Here is an 18,186-nt window from a genome sequence, read left to right as displayed (position 1 = left end):
CCAGAATTATTCATAATCCCTTCCAAAAATGCGCTCTCTCTTCAACCTACGAAAGATTATTCGTCTTTTTCCACAATTTGCGGTGTTTTCCACACTATTTTTTACAGAATGTGGAAAACTCAATGAAATCCGGGTCGTTGGACGAAATTTTGAGGATGAAATCAACCTCGCCCAAAACCTAGTCTTTACCTTCAACAAAGACATTGTGAAGATATCAGACCTAAACAGCTGGGAATCGACCAAGTTTGTTGAGTTTGTACCTGCCGTAGCAGGTAAGTTTAAGTGGACCGCTCCCAACGAACTCGTGTTTTCTCCCGCTAATGGTTTCGAGCCTGCTACCGAATACCGAGCGGAGTTGAGTAAAGAATTAGCAAAAAAAACCATTGAAAATAAATACGGCGTTTCTGATGAAGAAATGGAGTTTCACACCCCGTTTTTACAACTGACCAATGCCGAAACTTACTGGACCAAATCTCGTGATACTGGCAAGCCTCTTGCCAAAACCAAGCTTTTGTTCAACTACGCCGTTAATGGAAGTGAAGTAGGTGCCAAGCTCAAAGCCAACACAGAAGAACGTCCGCTACAACCTTCGGTGATTCAGACTCAAACGTCGGATGCAGTCACGGTTTCTCTCCCCAATGCCCTCAGCAGCAAAAACGAGCAACCCTTAGAAATGGTTTTGGAAAAAGGGCTGAAAGTTCCGAATACAAACTACACTAGCAAAGAAGAAATCAAATACACAAGTAATCTGCCTTCGTCAACCACGATTGAAATAAAAGACGTAAAAACGGGCTTTGAAAACAACCGAGGTACGGTGCGAATCATTACAACTCAAGAACTCCAAAATGAAGACCTCAGTACTTATTACAGCATTCAGCCGGCGGTACAAACTAAGGCCGAATTGACCGAAAATGGCTTTATCATTCGCGGAGATTTTAACGAAACTGATACCTATGTTTTGACCCTAAACCAAGAAATCAAAGGAGTGCTTGGCGCACGTTTGGAAGAAAGCGTTAGCAAAGATTTGTTTTTCGGCCTCATGCCAGCTAGCATTGCTTTTGTCAACAAGAAAGCCGTTTATCTTTCTTCCAAAGGCTCTCGAAATGTAGGTGTACAGATTGTAAATGTCCCCAAAGTACAAGTCAAAATCGCGAAGATTTATGAAAACAATATCTTGCAATACCTCCGCAACAATCGCTATGAGGAATACGGCTATCTAGGAGGCGAAGATAATTGGGGACCTACGGGAGCTTTCAATTATGAAGACGACTACAATCAATCTTACAGCGATCTTATCGTCGACAAAACCGTCGAAACCGACAACCTGCCCAAAGTAAAAGGCGTATCAGCCCTTAACCTTGGCATACCCGATGCGTCCAATTCATTCCGGGGTATTTATCTAGTAACCGTCCAATCCAAAGATGAACAATACCAAAGAGCCAACAAACTTGTGTCGCTGTCTGATATTGGCCTCATCGCTAAGCAAGGCAAAGATGAAGTGTGGGTTTTTGCCAATTCAATCAAAACCGCCGAGCCTTTAGACAAACTGGAAGTAAGCCTTATTTCGTCTAACAATCAAACCGTTGCTACTGCCAAAACAGACTCTAAAGGCGTGGTAAGATTTGATAAACTTTCTGAAAAAGCCCCTAATTTTAAAATGGCAATGATTGTAGCTCGGACGTCTCGTTCGGGTGATACCGCAGAAGAAGATTTCAACTATTTATTGTTAGAAGATACTCAAGTCGAGACCTCTCGTTTTGAAGTAGAAGGCAAACGCGACAACGCCACGGGTTTTGAAGCTTTTGTATATGGCGACCGTGACATTTACCGCCCCGGCGAAACGATTCACTTCAACACGGTGGTACGTCACCAAAATTGGAAAAGCGTTGGAGAAATCCCCTTGAAAATAAAGGTATTGTTACCAAACGGAAAAGACCTGAAAACGTCGCGCCTCACTACCAACAGCGAAGGAGCCATCGAAACCTCTATTGCCCTCGACAAAGCTGCCGTCACCGGTGGATACAGCATTGAAGTCTATAACGCCAATGATGTACTGTTGACCTCCAAAAAACTAAATATTGAGGAGTTTATGCCCGACCGCATCAAGGTAGATGTTAGAAGCAATCAAGAATTTTACCGTTCGGGTCAAACAGTTCAACTCAGTGCCACCGCCCTTAATTTATTTGGTCCGCCTGCTTCGGGTCGCAACTACGAAATGGAGTTTTCGCTCAAGCGAAAAGCATTTACTGCCTCAAAATTTAAAGAATACATCTTTGAGATTCCGAGTAGTACTACCAAATTTGAGAATGTGGTAAGGCAAGGCACTACCGATGAAAACGGAATAGCCAAACAAGATTTTCAAATTCCGGCCACGCACCAAGATTTGGGCGTGTTGGAAGGGAAAATTTACGTAACGGTTTTTGATGAAACAGGCCGCCCCGTCAATCGCCTCAAACGCTTTGATGTTTATACACAAGATATTTTTTATGGGGTCAAAATGAATGATAGCTACGTGGGCCTGAACGCACCCGTGCCTATTGGGCTGGTAGCGGTAGATAAAGACGGAAATGCCAAACCCTCGGCTACGGCCCAAGTTGACATTATCCGAATGGACTACCAGACCGTCGTAGAAAAGCAAAATGACCAATTGCGATATGCTTCCAAAAAGCGCGAGAAAGTGGTCTATTCCAATCTGGTTTCCTTCAAAAATGGTTTCTCTGAAGTACGCTATGTGCCCACCGTATCGGGCGAATACGAAATCAGAATCCGTCGTAGCAATGCTAATGGCTACACAATGACGAAGTTTTATGCCTATGGTTGGGGAAACACTTCGGCCTCCTCCTTTGAAGTCAGCAACGAAGGTGAAGTTTTGATGGAATTTGACAAACCTACCTATCAGGTTGGCGACAAAGCCACGGTTTTGTTTAAAACGCCTTTTGCTGGAAAACTCCTAGTCACCTTAGAAAGAAATAGTGTATTGGAGTACCACTACCTAGAAACAGACAATAAATCGGCGGTTTTTAAATTTTCGTTGGAAGGCAAACATTTACCCAATGTATTCCTGACTGCCACGCTCATTCGCCCCCTTGACCATTCGGATTTACCTCTGACGGTGGCGCATGGTTTTGCTTCCGTCAAAGTGGAAGATGCCGACACTAAGCTTCCGGTGGAAATTGTAGCAGTGGAAAAATCGCGTTCGAAAACAAAACAAAAAATCAAAATCAAAACCGCCCGTAACGCACAAGTGACAGTAGCGGTAGTAGATGAGGGAATTTTGCAAATCAAGAATTTTCAAACGCCTGATATACACGGCTTTTTCTATCAAAAACGTGCTTTAGAAGTCAGTAGTCATGACTTGTATCCTTTCCTTTTTCCTGAGCTATCATTGGCTTCTTCGAGCAGTGTAGGAGGTGATGGTTATGATTTAGAAAAACGAATTAACCCGCTCTCCAATGGACGGGTAAATCTAGTGGCTTATTGGTCGGGGCAGCTCAATAGCGGTTTCAGTGGAGAAGCCGAATTTGAAGTCGATATTCCTCAGTTTTCGGGAGATTTGCGCATCATGGCCGTAGCGTACAAAGACAACGAATTTGGCTCAGCCAACAAAAACATGAAAGTCGCTGACCCTATCGTAATCAGTACCGCTTTGCCTCGTTTTTTGAGTCCTGGTGATGAAATAATAGTACCTGTCAATATTTCTAATACTGAAAAAAATGCGGCCAATGTCACCGCTAGCATCGCCGTAAATGGAAAACTTCAATCTCTTTCTACCAATGCCCAACGGCTTTCTATTGCCCCCGAAAAAGAAAACCGCACGGCTTTTGTAGTGAAAGCGGCTCAGGCTATGGGAACAGGCACTATCACCGTGACGGTCAACAATGGAAAAGAGAAGTTTGTAGAAAAAACCGAGCTAACGGTTCGCCCCGCTTCTTCCCTCCTCAAAACCGCTCAATCGGGTAGTATTGCGGCAGGTAGTCAAGGAATGATTGATTTAAGAGGCAATGATCTTATTCCTAATACTGTAAGTAGCAAAATCATCGTAAGTCGCTCGCCTATGGTTCAATACGCCAAAGCACTTGATTATCTTCTGGGGTATCCACATGGTTGTATTGAGCAGACGATTTCGAAGGCTTTTCCTCAAATTTATTTTGCAGATATTGCCAAAAGTATTGCCCCCAAAACCTATGTTGTCAAAACAGGCGCGAGCGATTTTAATCCTAATTTCAATGTCCAAGCAGCTATTCAGAAAATTGAAAGTATGCAGCTTCCTAGTGGTGCTGTGAGCTACTGGCCTGCTGGTACGGAGGAATCGGCATGGGGCACTGCGTATGCCACTCATTTTTTGCTCGAAGCTCAAGAGGCTGGTTTTGAAATCAATGTTTCGTCACTTGGGCGAATGCTAGATTACTTGACCACCAAAACAGGGTCATTAGCTACCGAGTCAGAATATATTTTAGACGAAGCGGGAAATTATACCCAAGTAAACATCGCTAGTCGCACGTCTATCTATGGGCTTTATACTTTGGCTTTGGGAGGAAAAGCCAACCGCGCCTCCATGAATTATTACAAACAAAATCAACAATTGCTTACCCCCGATTCGAGGTATTTGCTTGCTTCGGCTTTCAAACAAATAGGCGACGAACGAAGCTACAAAGATTTGCTCCCTGCTAATCTTCCCGAAAAACAATCTCCACGCCAACTAAGCGGCAGCTTTGCTTCCCCTATTCGCAACTTGGCATTGACCCTCAATACGCTTATAGAGTCAGATCCAAATCAATTACAAATTCCTACATTGGCAAGGCGATTGTCGCAAGCACTCAATGCCACGCCTTACCTCAATACCCAAGAGGCGGCATTTGCCTTCTTGGCTTTGGGCAAGTTGGCAAAGAAAAACGCAACAAGCACGGCCACGGCCAATCTAACCCTCAACGGCAAAGGCTATCAGTTTGATGGCAAAGATTTGAGTATTGCTATCAATGGCCCCCTTCGAGGATTGGGGACTGTCTCGGGCAAAGGCTCCGTCTATTGGTTTGCGCAAAGTGAGGGTCTGAGCGCCACTGGCAATTATGTAGAAGAAGATGCTGGGTTGCGAGTGAGACGTCAATTTTTGAACCGCAACGGACAGCCTGTGAGTACTTTTCGTCAAAACGATTTGGTTGTTGTGAAAGTATCTATCAGCAGTACTGATGGTATTCCAGTCGAAAATGTGGTAGTAACGGATTTGCTTCCTGCGGCGTTTGAAATCGAAAATCCTCGCCTTACGGAGCCACGTGATATGCCTTGGATTCAGAACCCCACTACTCCCGACCACTTCGATATTCGCGACGACCGTATCAACTACTATACGACTGCCAACAGTACCGAAAAAACCTTCTATTACATGGTGCGGGTGATTACCAAAGGCACATTTACCCTCGGCCCCGTCTCAGCCGATGCGATGTATTCGGGAGATTTTAGAAGTTACTGGGGAGGTGGAAAAGTAAAAGTGGAGTAAAAACAAAAAACCCTGCCAAGGTTTTGAGCCTTGGCAGGGTTATATTCTCGTCAACGTCACTAAGAAGATTTTAGAAGTCATTGAGGAGGTTGGAAAGGGAAACAAAAAACCCTGCCAAGGTTTTGAATCTTGGCAGGGTTATATTTTAATAACTCAAAATCGTAAACTCTGTACGACGGTTTTTCTGGTGTTCTTCTTCGGTTTTAGCATCCTTAATGATAAGGCGAGTTTCTCCATAACCTTTCGCAACGAGGCGGTCAGCTTCTATACCTTTGGATGCAATATAATCCACTGCCGACTGTGCCCTATTCTGAGAAAGTTTATTGTTGTAAGAATCTGAAGCACGGGTATCGGTATGCGAACTTAATTCAATCCTAACCGTCGGATTGTCTTTCAAAATCTGCACCAACTTATCTAGTTCTACCGCCGCATCTTCTCTAATATTGAACTTATCAAGGTCATAGTAGATATTCTCCAACACAAAAGTTTTATTGATTGCCAAACGGTCGAGCTTATAGGCTACCGTAAAGGTGGTATCCATAGTTAGTTTTTTACGGAAAATCTGAGGGATAGCCCTACCCGCCATCGTAAATGACTCTCTCTTTGCTATATAACCTGGCTTCTCTATGAGCAGGGTATAGTCTTTACCTTCTTCCAACGGAAAAGTTCCAAAAATCCCCCCGCCTTTGGTACTGCCTTGTCCTATCAAACTATCGGCAGAGGCTTCATAAATTTTAACTACAGCCGAATCTAGCGGTAAGCTAGGCGTTTCGTTAGAAGAAATGGTACCTGCTAAATAATAATTAACGATTTTGGGTGGTTCAGGTTTAGCAATTGTACGACGCCGTGGGTCGTCCAGTGGTAGCTTTTCTAATTCTGCAAGTTGGGTAGAATCAAGACCTACGCTTTCATCTTCTACAAAATAAATATCATCATCGCCTTTGCCTCCTTCACGATTCGACGAGAAAAATCCGTATTTCATCTCATCATCAATAAATACCAACCCAAAATCGTCGAAACGAGAATTGATAGGTGAGCCCAAGTTTTCGACCGAAATAACGCCTTGCGAACGAGTAGCCACAAACAAATCAAGTTTGCCCAAGCCCGGATGCCCGTCGGATGCAAAATAGAGTTTAGCATCGGGCCCTACATACGGAAACATCTCATCGCCAGGGGTGTTGATATCTTTCCCCATATTTACGGGTTTGCTAAAACGCCCCGAAGCATCCATATTGGTACGATAAATATCAATACCACCTACGCCACCGGGACGATTGGAACAAAAATATAGAGTACGACCATCACGAGAAAACGCGGGACTTCCATCCCAAGAAGCCGAATCACTTACCGGAATCAAACGCGGTTCGGTCCATTGCCCACTTGCAAAACGGCTCAAATACAAATCCACATCTGCGGTGCCTTTGCGTTTGCCGGTGTTTCCTCTAGCAAATACTACGGTTTTGCCGTCTTTTGTAAAGGTGACATTGGCCTCATTGACTCCTTCCAAAAACAAGGAAGGGCTAAAAATCTGAGCATCGCCTCCTGTTTCGTCGTAGTTTTCGGCTAGTTTTACCTTATAAATCCCCGTCATGGGCATACCGTTGGTTTTATAAACGGTAGCTTTCCGCGAAGCCGCAAAAATCAAATCATCGTCCTTCACAAAAGGCGAAAATTCGGCACCAGGGGTATTGAGTTTCCCCAAGTTTTTTACTTGATAAAACGTCTTTTTTTGCTGGATTACATCTATTGATTTTAATGTATAAAGCTCACGATTGGCTTTTTCGGCAGCTACTTTATTGGTAGGGTTGCTTGTGATAAACTTCTCAAGCTGTGCGGCTGCTTCGGAATATTTGCCAGCGGCTTTGAGTGCAAACGCATAATTGAAAGGAGCTTCAGGATTTGTGATACCATTTTCTAAAGCCTTTTGATAATAAGGCACCGCCAATTCAAACCTATTGGACATGCGATACGACTCTGCAATGAGATAATTGGCTCTCCCTACTTCATAGTTTGCTTTTTCGGCGGTTTGTAAATCTTTGATAGCTAGGTCATATTCCCCATTATCAAATTTACGTACCCCTTTTTTAAAAATCGATTGGGTAGAGTTACAGGCTACTAGAAGGGCTAAAAAACCCACCATCACCACGCTTGATATAAATGTATGCTTTTGCATAATAGTTCTGGAACGATACGTATGCGGCTAAGTTAGCAAAAGAGTTGTTTGATGCTTAATTTTAACGCTAAATATTGTTGAAATGTTGCATAAAAAAACCTGACAGTATAGATTTTCTGTCAGGTTTAAAAGTGTTTTTTGAGTATTTATGACCTAATACTTACAAAATCCAACGGAAAAAGACATATAACGTAAACGATAAGAAAATCGACACAGGTAAAGTGAGTACCCATGCCAACAAAATATTTCTTACTGTCTTGGCTTGTAAATTTTTAATTCCTTTACTCGCTACCATCGTACCCGCTATCCCCGACGACAACATGTGCGTAGTACTCACAGGCAAACCTAAGCCCGAAGCCAAGCCAATCGTACTCGCTGCTACTAGCTCCGCCGAAGCTCCTTGCGCATAGGTAAGGTGAGATTTACCGATTTTTTCTCCCACAGTTACCACAATTCGCTTCCAGCCTACCATCGTGCCCAACCCCAACGAAAGCGAAATCATGAGTACTACCCAAAATGGCGCATAGTCGGTATAGCGACGTAGGCCCTTTTTATCATCTGTACTTTCTTTCAAAATTGCCTTATCTTGAGGGCTAAGATTGACAGATGCACTTTCTGACAGTTTTTTTAGATTACTATTGATCACTAAAATATCACGACGAGCATCCAAGCGTTCGTCTTGCTTGATTTGTGTTTCTGCCGCCGAAACGTTAATCAAATTGTTTAAATCACTACTACTACTCTTCACTTTAGCCAATTGCTTTTTTTCTTCTACTCCTAGCAGCGTAGTATCTATTTTGTTCATAGTTTGCTCAATCGCTATCAGGTTTTTTTTCATTGATTGAGGTTCTACTTTATCATTGAGCGCAAAATAGGCTGGTACAATTCCAATCAAAATCAACATTACTAGCCCTACACCTTTTTGGCCGTCATTGTTTCCATGAAAAAAGCTTACCCCTGTACACGTCAAAATCAAAATCGCCCGAATCCACAAAGGAGGTTCTTGGTTTTTTTTGGGTTCACTGAATACTTGCTCGCGGGTTTCTTTACTAAGTGAACGACGCAATATAAACATCAATGTAACCGCCAAACTAAAACCTACTAAAGGAGACAGCAACAACGAACCGAAGATTTCGGTGGCTTTTCCCCAATTGACTCCTGCGCCATCGCTAGCCTCAGGCATCATCGAAAATGCCAAACCTACCCCCAAAATCGATCCAATCAACGTATGAGAGCTAGAAGAAGGAAGACCAAAATACCACGTTCCAAAATTCCAAATGATCGCACTCAACAACAAAGAAAGCACCATCGCAATACTGTGATAGACATTTTGGTCGATGAGCAGCTCCACAGGAAGTAAATTCACAATCCCCATCGCTACGGCAATCCCGCCTAAAAGTACACCTAAGAAATTACAAAAACCTGACCATATAACGGCGGTCGTTGGCTTGAGAGAGTTGGTGTATATGACGGTAGCCACGGCATTGGCAGTGTCATGAAATCCATTTACAAATTCAAAAGCACAAGCGCATAAAATGCATATGAAGAGCAGAATAAAAATGTCTAATTCTAAACCAAACATAGGAAGTGAGCGTAAAAGTTTATTTGTTTTTTTCGTTTAAGGAAGGCAACGAACTACTCTTCATCAAGAAGTTAGCGCTTAAAACAAATCTAAAAGAGGGATTTTTCAAAAGTCACGGATTTGATTTGTGAAGTAAGTAGTTGTTTTCAGAATAAGCAAATGTACAACGGCAAAGTTTATCAAACCAAAGTTGCTTACCCTCTAAGTCGTTATGAAATCTTTAAGTTTTTTAGCTATTCTCCAAAACCCTCATTCTTACTGATTAGGCTTCTGAGAAGCTGTATCTCTTGGTTAAAACTTACGGCACAAAATTACGCTCATAGCCCTTAATCTAGGCTCATTTCAATATTACCAAATTGTTAATTATTTATTAATTTTTACAGGAAACTTTAAGGCGAATTACAAAACATTTCGTTGTTTTTTTCGCCAATCAAGGTGATATTTCAGTTTTACCTCCCCTTCCTCTTCTACGGCTCTGATGATTAGGTTTCGCCCATTGAGGTCATGAATGATGTGCTGCTCATCATTATCCTCCCTCTTCAAATTACTTAAAGGTACATGCACCAGTAAGTCCGTTTTAGTACCAAAACTATAAGTACCCCCTACAAAGAAAGTTAATACGCTTGAAGCTATTTTCATTTGAGCCATGTTGATTTCTTGGCCTTGCAACACAAACTCATTTTGAAGGCGCTCAAAACGAACATTATCAAAATTTCTTCTTTTGAAAAACACTCGTTGCATTTTTTTGAGCGGTTCAAAATGGTTTAGTTCTGCATCCACAAGCTCAAAAGCCAAGCGCCCATTCATGGTCGAGGGAATCAATTTGAAGTCTTTGTTGAGCTGACTTGAGTAGGAAAAAGAAGCACTTATTTTTCCTTTCAGATTCTGGTCGGAGACCGTCTCTTGCCCAAAATTTTCAAAACCATAAAAGACTTTTTGAACGTTGGCATTGTTGAGACGTCCTTTTGCATACAGTCGATGAATCGCTTGGTTGAAGTTATCGATGCCTCCTGTCACCTCAAAAGTTCCTCCAAAAGCATTCATTCGCACATTTTCACATCTGATAGCTTTTTCACTAAGATATACTTTGCCCTTTACGTTTTCGGCCTGAAAATTTCGATAATGTACTTTTTTAGCAAGCAACAATGTCTTCAACTCTAAATGAGAAAGGATTTTGTCTACCAATTGCGTAAAAAACTTTCCATTGCTTCTTCCTGCATGTTTATAGTTACGAATCCAGTCAAGTCCCAAATCAGGGGTAAATACGGCGATATCCCCTATTACTTTACCCGTAGAATTAAAAGCATAAGGCAGTAACCCTTGCACCTTACCACTCATTTTTATTTGGTTTTTTTGATGCTTTAGATGTAAGTATGATATTTCGACCTTCTTACCATTAAAACGCATCCCACTATTCATTCCACTAAAACTAAGACGGTGAGGGAGATACACAAAAGCCCCATTTTCAAGCTTGGCATGACCGTCAAGTTTGCCATTGAGTTGTTTGGTATTGGGGTCAAAAATAGGATTCATACTTCCTTCATAGCAGTAATCTACCCATACATTGCCCGATATTAGTTTGAAATTACGCTCATCAATCAAGTCATTGCATTCTTTCAACTGTGCCCTAAAATTCCCCTCCATCACCAGCATTGGCTCATCCAAATCTGATACTGTAAAAGCAGTATTCATCGGAATCACCCCATTAAATAAGGCACTTACATTTTTTGCGACAATGTGCGAATTCTGATTGCCAATGGGCAGCAAAGAATCTACTTGATTTGTAAAGTGCCCCGTCGCTATTACTTCCGACAAAGGTCCAATAGGGCTTTGGTATTCGAAAGTATGGGTTTGAAAATCGACCACCACCAATGGGTCAGTACCTCTTTGACGTAGAGGAGCATCTAAGTATACGTGTCCTGTTACAATGGGTAAAATTTCAAATTGGCTTATTTTTTTTTCCAACGTTTTAGGCAAAATAGCCAAAGCGCGAGGCGCCGCGATGGTATCTGTATCTATTTGAAGTTTGAGATGCCCTTCCGACGAAAAATCTACACTACCTTCCAAAGAAAATACATCTTGAAAAACATGCACCGAAGACGGTAAAACTTCTAGGACAGAAATCTCAGGGTTAAATACCAGTTCTAAGGCCAAGGTAGTTTTTTTATTTTCTAAAAAAGCCCCCCTTTTTACATTGAAAGCCAGTCCCTCAAAATAAACTTCTCCTTTGAGCTTCATTCTCCAAAGAGAATCTATTTGAGAAAACTTATTGGCGAGGTCTTCAGCCGTAAAGCCAATTCTTTGATTTTTAGGGGAATTTTGTAGCGAAAACGCTACATCTTTCAAACAAACCTCCTTTAAATTGCCGAAAATTTGGCGTAGCATAGGAGACTGCGAAGAAACCTGAGTGGTATCTAGAGAATCTATCTGACTAAAAACACTTAGATTACTGTAGCCATTTCTGTCCACAAAAACAGAAATTTTTCCTTCTTTTAAACAAACAGAAGTAATTTTCAATTCTCTACTTAAAAGCTTACGGGCGTCTATTTCAAGCGTAAGCTGCTCAAGTGATAGCAACTTCGTTTGATGACGTACAAAAGCCGTATCTTGCAATTGAACTCCAAACAACGAAAAAGTAAATCCTATACCATTGGCAAAAGGAGTAAAACCAAAATCCTTGATGCTCACTCGTCCATTGATATGCTGATTGGCTTCTTTGACAATGTAGCGAAACAAATCATCACGGTATTGATATGCCCACATACCTATCCCACTTATCAAAACCACGAAAGCTCCAATAAGGTATAAACTTATTTTGAGTATTTTAGGAATAGCCATAGCTTATCAAAAATAACATTCCAATATACGTTAGTTTTTCTTTTAAAAATATCATACCAAAACAATGCAATATCGAAGATTTGGAAAAACCGACTGGCAAGTAAGCGAAATCGGTTATGGCATGTGGGGCTTAGCGGGCTGGACAGGCTCAGAAGAAGCCGAGTATAACACCGCCCTCAATCGTTCAGTAGAACTGGGGTGTAATTTTTTTGACACCGCTTGGGGCTACGGGGCTGGTTTAAGTGAACAAATACTCGGCAAAATTGTAAAGCAACATGCAGACAAACGTCTGTACATTGCAACCAAAATCCCACCAAAAAACTTTAAGTGGCCTTCTAAACCAGAATTTAGCCTCGACGACTGTTTTCCCGCTAGTCATATCATTGAATACACCGAAAAAAGCCTCAAAAATCTGGGAGTCGATACTATCGATTTACAGCAGTTTCATGTATGGGAAGACCATTGGGCACAGCGCGAAGAATGGCAAAATGCCATTGAAAAGCTAACTCGCGATGGCAAAGTGCAGCATTGGGGAGTAAGTGTGAACCGTTGGGAACCTGACAACGTTCTCAATACCCTCCGTACGGGAAAAATCTCCGCAGTGCAAGTCATTTATAACATCTTTGACCAAGCTCCCGAAGACAACCTTTTTCCGCTTTGTAGAGAGCTAGATGTGGCGGTCATTGCGCGCGTGCCCTTCGATGAAGGTACGCTCACAGGGACATTCACCAAGGACACGAAGTTTCCGGCAGATGATTGGCGGAGTACTTACTTTGTGCCCGAAAATCTCATTTCGAGCGTCGAACACGCTGATGCACTTCGCCCGCTTATTCCTTCTGGAATGAATATGCCTGAAATGGCACTACGATTTATTTTGGCCAACAATGATGTAGCCACTACCATACCCGGTATGCGTAAAGTTCGGAATGTAGAAGCCAATATGGCCGCAAGTGACGAACGGCTTCTACCCGAATCGCTACTAGAACAACTTAAAACACATCGTTGGAATCGTAGTCCTACAAGCTGGAGTCAGTAGTATTTCCACTTTCTGAGCCGACAAAAGAAGTTTATATCGACTTTTTTTGTCGGTTATTTTTTGCCTTTCCACCCTATCAAAAACACCCCCAGTAGCACCAGCAATGTACCTAAGATTTGGGGTATTGAGATATTTTCATCTAGGATATAAGTAGCCAAAAAAATTGTAAAAATAGGCCCAATACTGGCAATAATAGACGCATTGCCCGAGCCGACTCGTTTGATACCTTCGGCAATAGCAAAAGTAGGCAATACCGTCACCAAGATAGCCATCGTAATACCAATCCAATAGACTTCGATTGGATAATGCCAAATTTGGAAACGATTGACGATAAAACAATGTATCAACACAGGCACAGTAGCCGCGATAAGAGCGTAAGTCGTAAACTTTTGGGGGCCCACTTGCGGAATAATTTTATCTCCTCCTACCAAAAACAATGAGTAAGCCAGACCACTACAAATCACCCAAAACGCACCTAAAAACAGGTTTGTTTGTTGGGCAGAGTCAATATTTTCAAAAAAAGCTAGCAAAATACCCGAATACGTCAATCCCAAAGCGAGGAGCTGAAGTTTAGAAACAGGTTTTTGACGAAAAAAAGCATTGATAAGCAACACAAAGGTGGGGTAAATAAAAAGCAGAATTCGTTCAAGGCTCGCAGTGATGTAGTTGAATGCCTCAAAATTGAAAAAACTAGCTACATAATACCCCATGATTCCCAATATCGATACCCACCCCCATTCGCGAAGAGAGAGCTTTACATTTTGCTCTCGAGCCGCCAATCGCCACGCTATAAATAGATATATGGGGAGCGAAAAAACCATCCGCAATGTTAGTAAGGAAATAGAGTCTATGTTATATCGAAACGCGAGTTTGATAAAAATACCTTTCAACGCAAAACAAAATGCCGCAAAGAAAACCAAAAAAGCACCTAACCAGTAATACATTCGAGTCATATCAACTAAACCAAAAATGATTTAACTTTGGTTCTTGCTTTTTGAAAAGGAGCCATTTGTCAGATAGTATTTTCAAGAAATTTTCTACCTTGGGAAGTAGTCTATGTATTTACAAAAATCATCAACAACATGAAAGCAGTATATTTAGTATCAGCCGTCCGAACTCCCATTGGTAGCTTTGGAGGAAGTTTGTCGGGAGTTTCGGCTACACAATTAGGAGCTACCGCCATCAAAGAAGCCGTATCGCGCGCCGGGATTGAGCCCGCTTTGGTAGAAGCCATTTATATGGGAAATGTAGTATCGGCCAACTTGGGTCAAGCTCCCGCCCGCCAAGCTGCTTTAGGGGGTGGCTTAAGCAAAAATGTAACATGTACCACTATCAACAAAGTATGCGCCTCTGGCATGAAAGCCATCATGATAGCCGCTCAAGATATCATGCTCGGGCAAGCCGATGTCATCGTAGCAGGTGGCATGGAAAACATGTCACAAATCCCTTTTTATCTTGATAAAGCGCGTTTTGGAGGATATGGCTATGGCAATGGGACGTTTATCGATGGACTAGCCAAGGATGGCCTTACCGACGCCTATAGTGGCATGGCTATGGGAGTATGCGCCGATGCTACTGCCCAAAAATATCATTTTAGCCGTGAAGAGCAAGATGCTTTTGCGATTGCGTCTTATCAGCGTAGTGCTGCGGCTTGGGAAGCGGGTTATTTTTCAAAAGAAGTAGTACCGGTACAAGTTCCCCAAAAAAAAGGAGAACCCGTCACAGTTTCTCAAGACGAAGAATACAAGAATGTAAAATTTGACAAAATCCCTTCTTTGCGCGCTGCTTTTAGCAAAGAAGGAACCGTAACCGCCGCCAATGCCTCTACTATCAATGACGGAGCCGCCGCTACCATCTTAATGAGCGAACAAAAAGTAAAAGAATTAGGTGTAGAACCGCTGGCAAGGATTGTGGCTTTTGCAGACGCAGAGCATGAGCCAGAGTGGTTTACCACTGCGCCTACCGTAGCTGCGCCCAAAGCCCTGCAAAAAGCTGGCTTGACCGCGTCTCAAATCGATTACTTTGAAATCAACGAAGCTTTTGCGGTAGTTGCGTTAGCATTTATGAAAGAAATGGGAATCTCGCATCAACAAACCAACGTCTTTGGCGGAGCGGTATCTCTAGGGCATCCTCTTGGCTGCTCAGGTGCTCGGATTATCGTAACTCTCCAAAATGTACTGACTCAAAAAGGAGGGAAATACGGATTGGCCGCTATCTGCAACGGCGGCGGCGGTGCCTCTGCCATGATTATCGAAAACCTTTAATAAAAGCACAAAAGTCAGATGAAAAACGCTTGTATCTCGTCTGACTTTTTATTTTTAACAATCTAGTGAAAAATCGTTATTTTCTTATTTACAAACCTTTCGGGATGCTTTCACAGTTTTCGGCTGAAGGAGATAAACTCACTTTGGCCGATTTGCCGCATGAGTTCTCAAAAGATATTTATCCGGTGGGGCGTCTTGATGCTGATAGCGAAGGTTTGTTGTTGTTGACCAATGATACTAGCCTCAATCATCGTCTACTCAACCCCAAGTTCAAACATCAGCGAACCTATTTTGTACAAGTAGACGGGCAGATTAATAATGAGGCTCAAGAAGCGCTAAAAAAAGGAGTTACGATTTCGATTGATGGAAAGCCCCACCACACACAGCCCGCCAAGGTACAACTGTTGGTAGTTCCTCCACCTTTACCAGAACGTGTACCTCCGATTCGGGTTCGACAAAACATTCCTACAAGTTGGATAGCACTTACCTTATATGAAGGCAAAAATCGGCAAGTTCGTCGTATGACTGCTGCCGTGGGGTTTCCTACGCTTCGTCTTGTACGCTGGTCTATCGAAGACATCAAACTTGGTAATCTCCAACCCGCCGAAGTATTGGAAGTAGAAAAAGAATGGCTTCTTAAAAAGCTAAAAATCAACCAAGTATAAAATAAAGCTGCCTACTTTTTGAGTTTTTTTCTTTGATTTAAGCCAAAATACCGAACTCTTGTAGATGTTTTTCCATTTCTTGCTGCATTGCTTTGGCTTCTGCTGCTGCTTTTTGCGGAAAATCAACCCCTGAAGAAGCATATATGATACTTCTAGCGGCATTTACTAGCAGGCCACAGTCTTTGTTCATTCCATATTTACACACCTCCTCCATACTCCCTCCTTGTGCCCCTACTCCCGGAATCAACAAAAAATGATTGGGCGCTAGACGGCGTATTTGCTTTAGCATCGGCGCTTTGGTCGCTCCTACCACATACATCAAGCGGTCGGCGCCGGCCCATTGCTGAGATACTTTAATAACCCGTTCAAACACAAACTCATTTTCATGGTCTAGCACTACTTGGCTATTCATAAGCCCCAAGTCGTCCTCATCGTTTCGTGTCAGTCTAGGATTGAGCAAGTTCATCTGAAAGTCGGCACTGCCTTCATTGGAAGTCAAAGCCAACAATATCACCCACTTATCCTTAAAATCTAAAAAAGGAGTAACCGAATCGCGCCCCATGTAGGGAGCTACTGTGATACTATCAAAAGACATTCCCGAAGAGCTTTTATCAAAAAAAGCCTGTGCGTACAACGAAGATGTATTACCAATATCCCCTCTTTTGGCGTCAGCAATAGTAAAGCATTCTTTGGGAATATACCCTAAAGTTCGTTGAAGGCTATTCCACCCACGCGGCCCAAGTGCTTCATAAAAAGCGATATTGGGTTTATAAGCTACCGCATAAGGTGCTGTAGCGTCAATGATTCTTTTGTTAAATTCAAAAATGGCATCAGGTTCACGCAAGATGTGTTTGGGTATTTTTTTTAAGTCAGGGTCAAGCCCCACACACAGAAATGATTTCTTACGCTTGATTTGTTCAATGAGTTGTTCGCGGGTCATGTTTATAGGGTAGTAAGTTCAGACTTGATAAGAAATAAACTACACCACAATATTGACTAAGTGGGTAGTATCATTTTCTTTTTCCAAAGAAAAACGCTTGGTAGGATAGTCATAATGAAGCAAATACAACCCTAAATTGGTATGCAAATAATCATCCATTTGATGGAGAGGTTTTTCAAACAAGGTAGCCAACAACACCCTCATAGCTCTTCCGTGCATAGCTACCAAAATGGTACGTTCTTCAGGTCTTGATAAAATCAAATCAATCACCGGAAGCTGTCGATTTTTGACATCGACGGGACTTTCTCCACCTTCGGCCTGCAAGTCAATTTTTCCTCCTTGCCAACTTGTTACTAATTCGCGATAGTAGTCATTGTCCATACTAGTAGGCGTACGTCCCTCTCTTATTCCCCAACTAATCTCATTAAGGCCTTCATAGGCTTCATGAGGTAAGCCTCTATCCAAAAAACCCCGAACGCTCTGCACTGTTCGAATGAGTTTAGAAGTATAAATTTTATCAAAATTCAGGTGCTGATAGGCTTCATAAAAAGCGTTAGCTTGTGCATGACCTAGGGCATTAAGCTCGGCATCTATGCCACTTCCTTGCACTACGCCGCGACGATTGTAGTCAGTTTCGCCATGACGAATGAGGTAAATAGTTTTAGAAGACAATTTGTTAGGTAGGTTATATTTTATAATAATTTTGACTCTCATTACAAAATTACCCCTTTTCCCGATGTTCAACAAAAATATTACCATCGAACAAATCCAGCAATGGAATAAAAATACCATTGCAAATCAGCTAGGTATCGAATATGTAGAAATAGGCGAGGATTTTATTACGGCCAAAATGCCCGTGGATCATCGTACTCATCAGCCTTTCGGGCTTTTGCACGGGGGTGCTTCCGTAGTGCTTGCCGAAACCCTCGGGAGTGTGGCTTCCTTCCTGACACTTGCACCTAATTCGGGTCAGCAAGCGGTAGGTCTTGAAATCAACGCCAATCATATCAGAGGCGTCAAAAGTGGATGGGTATACGGCACTGCTACGCCTATGCATATAGGGCGGAGTACCCAAATATGGGAAATCAAAATCACCAATGAAGAGGGGAAATTGGTATGCGTGAGTCGGCTTACGATGGCGATTATATCAGCAAATTAATGCCGTTTTTTGTAAAAATACTTTCTAAGTTTAAG

At 42.3% G+C, this 18,186-nt stretch carries 11 protein-coding genes; 5 read left to right on the top strand and 6 right to left on the bottom strand.

The window, feature by feature from the left end; genetic code table 11:
* Positions 1-28: 28 nt before the first annotated feature.
* The gene (locus tag G563_RS0100350) at positions 29-5,494 is read left to right on the top strand and encodes an alpha-2-macroglobulin family protein (protein ID WP_084650715.1); all 5,466 of its coding nucleotides are present in this window, start codon (positions 29-31) and stop codon (positions 5,492-5,494) included.
* Positions 5,495-5,639: 145 nt separating this feature from the next.
* Here the strand turns inward: G563_RS0100350 and G563_RS0100345 are convergent, their stop codons facing one another.
* The 3 genes from G563_RS0100345 to G563_RS0100335 form a co-directional block, all read right to left on the bottom strand.
* Positions 5,640-7,667 (bottom strand): CHU_0125 family OmpA-like outer membrane integrity protein, encoded by a 2,028-nt coding sequence (locus tag G563_RS0100345; RefSeq protein ID WP_028663531.1) that lies wholly within the window; start codon positions 7,665-7,667, stop codon positions 5,640-5,642.
* A gap of 160 nt (positions 7,668-7,827) precedes the next feature.
* Positions 7,828-9,249 (bottom strand): inorganic phosphate transporter, encoded by a 1,422-nt coding sequence (locus G563_RS0100340; RefSeq protein ID WP_028663530.1) that lies wholly within the window; start codon positions 9,247-9,249, stop codon positions 7,828-7,830.
* Positions 9,250-9,648: 399 nt separating this feature from the next.
* The gene (locus G563_RS0100335; RefSeq protein ID WP_028663529.1) at positions 9,649-12,087 is read right to left on the bottom strand and encodes an AsmA-like C-terminal region-containing protein; all 2,439 of its coding nucleotides are present in this window, start codon (positions 12,085-12,087) and stop codon (positions 9,649-9,651) included.
* Between the two features lie 64 nt (positions 12,088-12,151).
* Between G563_RS0100335 and G563_RS0100330 the strand changes: the two genes are divergently transcribed.
* On the top strand, positions 12,152-13,123 hold the full coding sequence (locus G563_RS0100330; protein ID WP_028663528.1) for an aldo/keto reductase: 972 nt from the start codon (positions 12,152-12,154) through the stop codon (positions 13,121-13,123).
* 53 nt (positions 13,124-13,176) lie between these two features.
* On the opposite strand, the gene G563_RS0100325 is transcribed toward G563_RS0100330, so the two are convergent.
* Positions 13,177-14,067, bottom strand: a complete 891-nt coding sequence (locus tag G563_RS0100325; RefSeq protein WP_229598420.1) for a DMT family transporter — start codon at positions 14,065-14,067, stop codon at positions 13,177-13,179.
* Between the two features lie 138 nt (positions 14,068-14,205).
* On the opposite strand from G563_RS0100325, the gene G563_RS0100320 reads away from it, so the two are divergent.
* Both G563_RS0100320 and G563_RS0100315 read left to right on the top strand, forming a co-directional pair.
* Positions 14,206-15,387 carry a thiolase family protein gene (locus G563_RS0100320; RefSeq protein WP_028663526.1) on the top strand — a complete coding sequence of 394 codons (1,182 nt, stop codon included), beginning with the start codon at positions 14,206-14,208 and terminating at the stop codon, positions 15,385-15,387.
* A gap of 104 nt (positions 15,388-15,491) precedes the next feature.
* Entirely contained in the window at positions 15,492-16,052 is a 561-nt protein-coding gene (locus tag G563_RS0100315; protein WP_037325770.1) for a pseudouridine synthase, read from the top strand.
* Positions 16,053-16,089: 37 nt separating this feature from the next.
* Here the strand turns inward: G563_RS0100315 and pyrF are convergent, their stop codons facing one another.
* Both pyrF and G563_RS0100305 read right to left on the bottom strand, forming a co-directional pair.
* Complete coding sequence (gene pyrF, locus G563_RS0100310; protein WP_028663524.1) at positions 16,090-16,992, bottom strand: orotidine-5'-phosphate decarboxylase; 903 nt, start codon at positions 16,990-16,992, stop codon at positions 16,090-16,092.
* A gap of 39 nt (positions 16,993-17,031) precedes the next feature.
* Positions 17,032-17,664: a histidine phosphatase family protein gene (locus G563_RS0100305; RefSeq protein ID WP_028663523.1), complete on the bottom strand. Its 633-nt coding sequence runs from the start codon at positions 17,662-17,664 to the stop codon at positions 17,032-17,034.
* A gap of 64 nt (positions 17,665-17,728) precedes the next feature.
* On the opposite strand from G563_RS0100305, the gene G563_RS0100300 reads away from it, so the two are divergent.
* Positions 17,729-18,151, top strand: coding sequence for a hotdog fold thioesterase (locus G563_RS0100300; protein WP_028663522.1), 423 nt, complete (start codon positions 17,729-17,731; stop codon positions 18,149-18,151).
* The last annotated feature ends 35 nt before the right edge of the window (positions 18,152-18,186 follow it).

The organism is Runella zeae DSM 19591 (assembly GCF_000423565.1).
In the GTDB taxonomy this organism is placed as follows: Bacteria; Bacteroidota; Bacteroidia; order Cytophagales; family Spirosomataceae; genus Runella; species Runella zeae.
The sequence above is the reverse complement of the archived record's forward strand: the minus strand, read 5'-3'. Positions and strand labels throughout refer to the sequence as shown.

Bases quoted from the DNA above. Each gene is read 5' to 3' on its own strand.
- G563_RS0100350 (WP_084650715.1), top strand. From the start codon at position 29: ATGCGCTCTCTCTTCAACCTACGAAAGATTATTCGTCTTTTTCCACAA.
- G563_RS0100345 (WP_028663531.1), bottom strand. From the start codon at position 7,667: ATGCAAAAGCATACATTTATATCAAGCGTGGTGATGGTGGGTTTTTTA.
- G563_RS0100340 (WP_028663530.1), bottom strand. From the start codon at position 9,249: ATGTTTGGTTTAGAATTAGACATTTTTATTCTGCTCTTCATATGCATT.
- G563_RS0100335 (WP_028663529.1), bottom strand. From the start codon at position 12,087: ATGGCTATTCCTAAAATACTCAAAATAAGTTTATACCTTATTGGAGCT.
- G563_RS0100330 (WP_028663528.1), top strand. From the start codon at position 12,152: ATGCAATATCGAAGATTTGGAAAAACCGACTGGCAAGTAAGCGAAATC.
- G563_RS0100325 (WP_229598420.1), bottom strand. From the start codon at position 14,067: ATGTATTACTGGTTAGGTGCTTTTTTGGTTTTCTTTGCGGCATTTTGT.
- G563_RS0100320 (WP_028663526.1), top strand. From the start codon at position 14,206: ATGAAAGCAGTATATTTAGTATCAGCCGTCCGAACTCCCATTGGTAGC.
- G563_RS0100315 (WP_037325770.1), top strand. From the start codon at position 15,492: ATGCTTTCACAGTTTTCGGCTGAAGGAGATAAACTCACTTTGGCCGAT.
- pyrF (WP_028663524.1), bottom strand. From the start codon at position 16,992: ATGACCCGCGAACAACTCATTGAACAAATCAAGCGTAAGAAATCATTT.
- G563_RS0100300 (WP_028663522.1), top strand. From the start codon at position 17,729: ATGTTCAACAAAAATATTACCATCGAACAAATCCAGCAATGGAATAAA.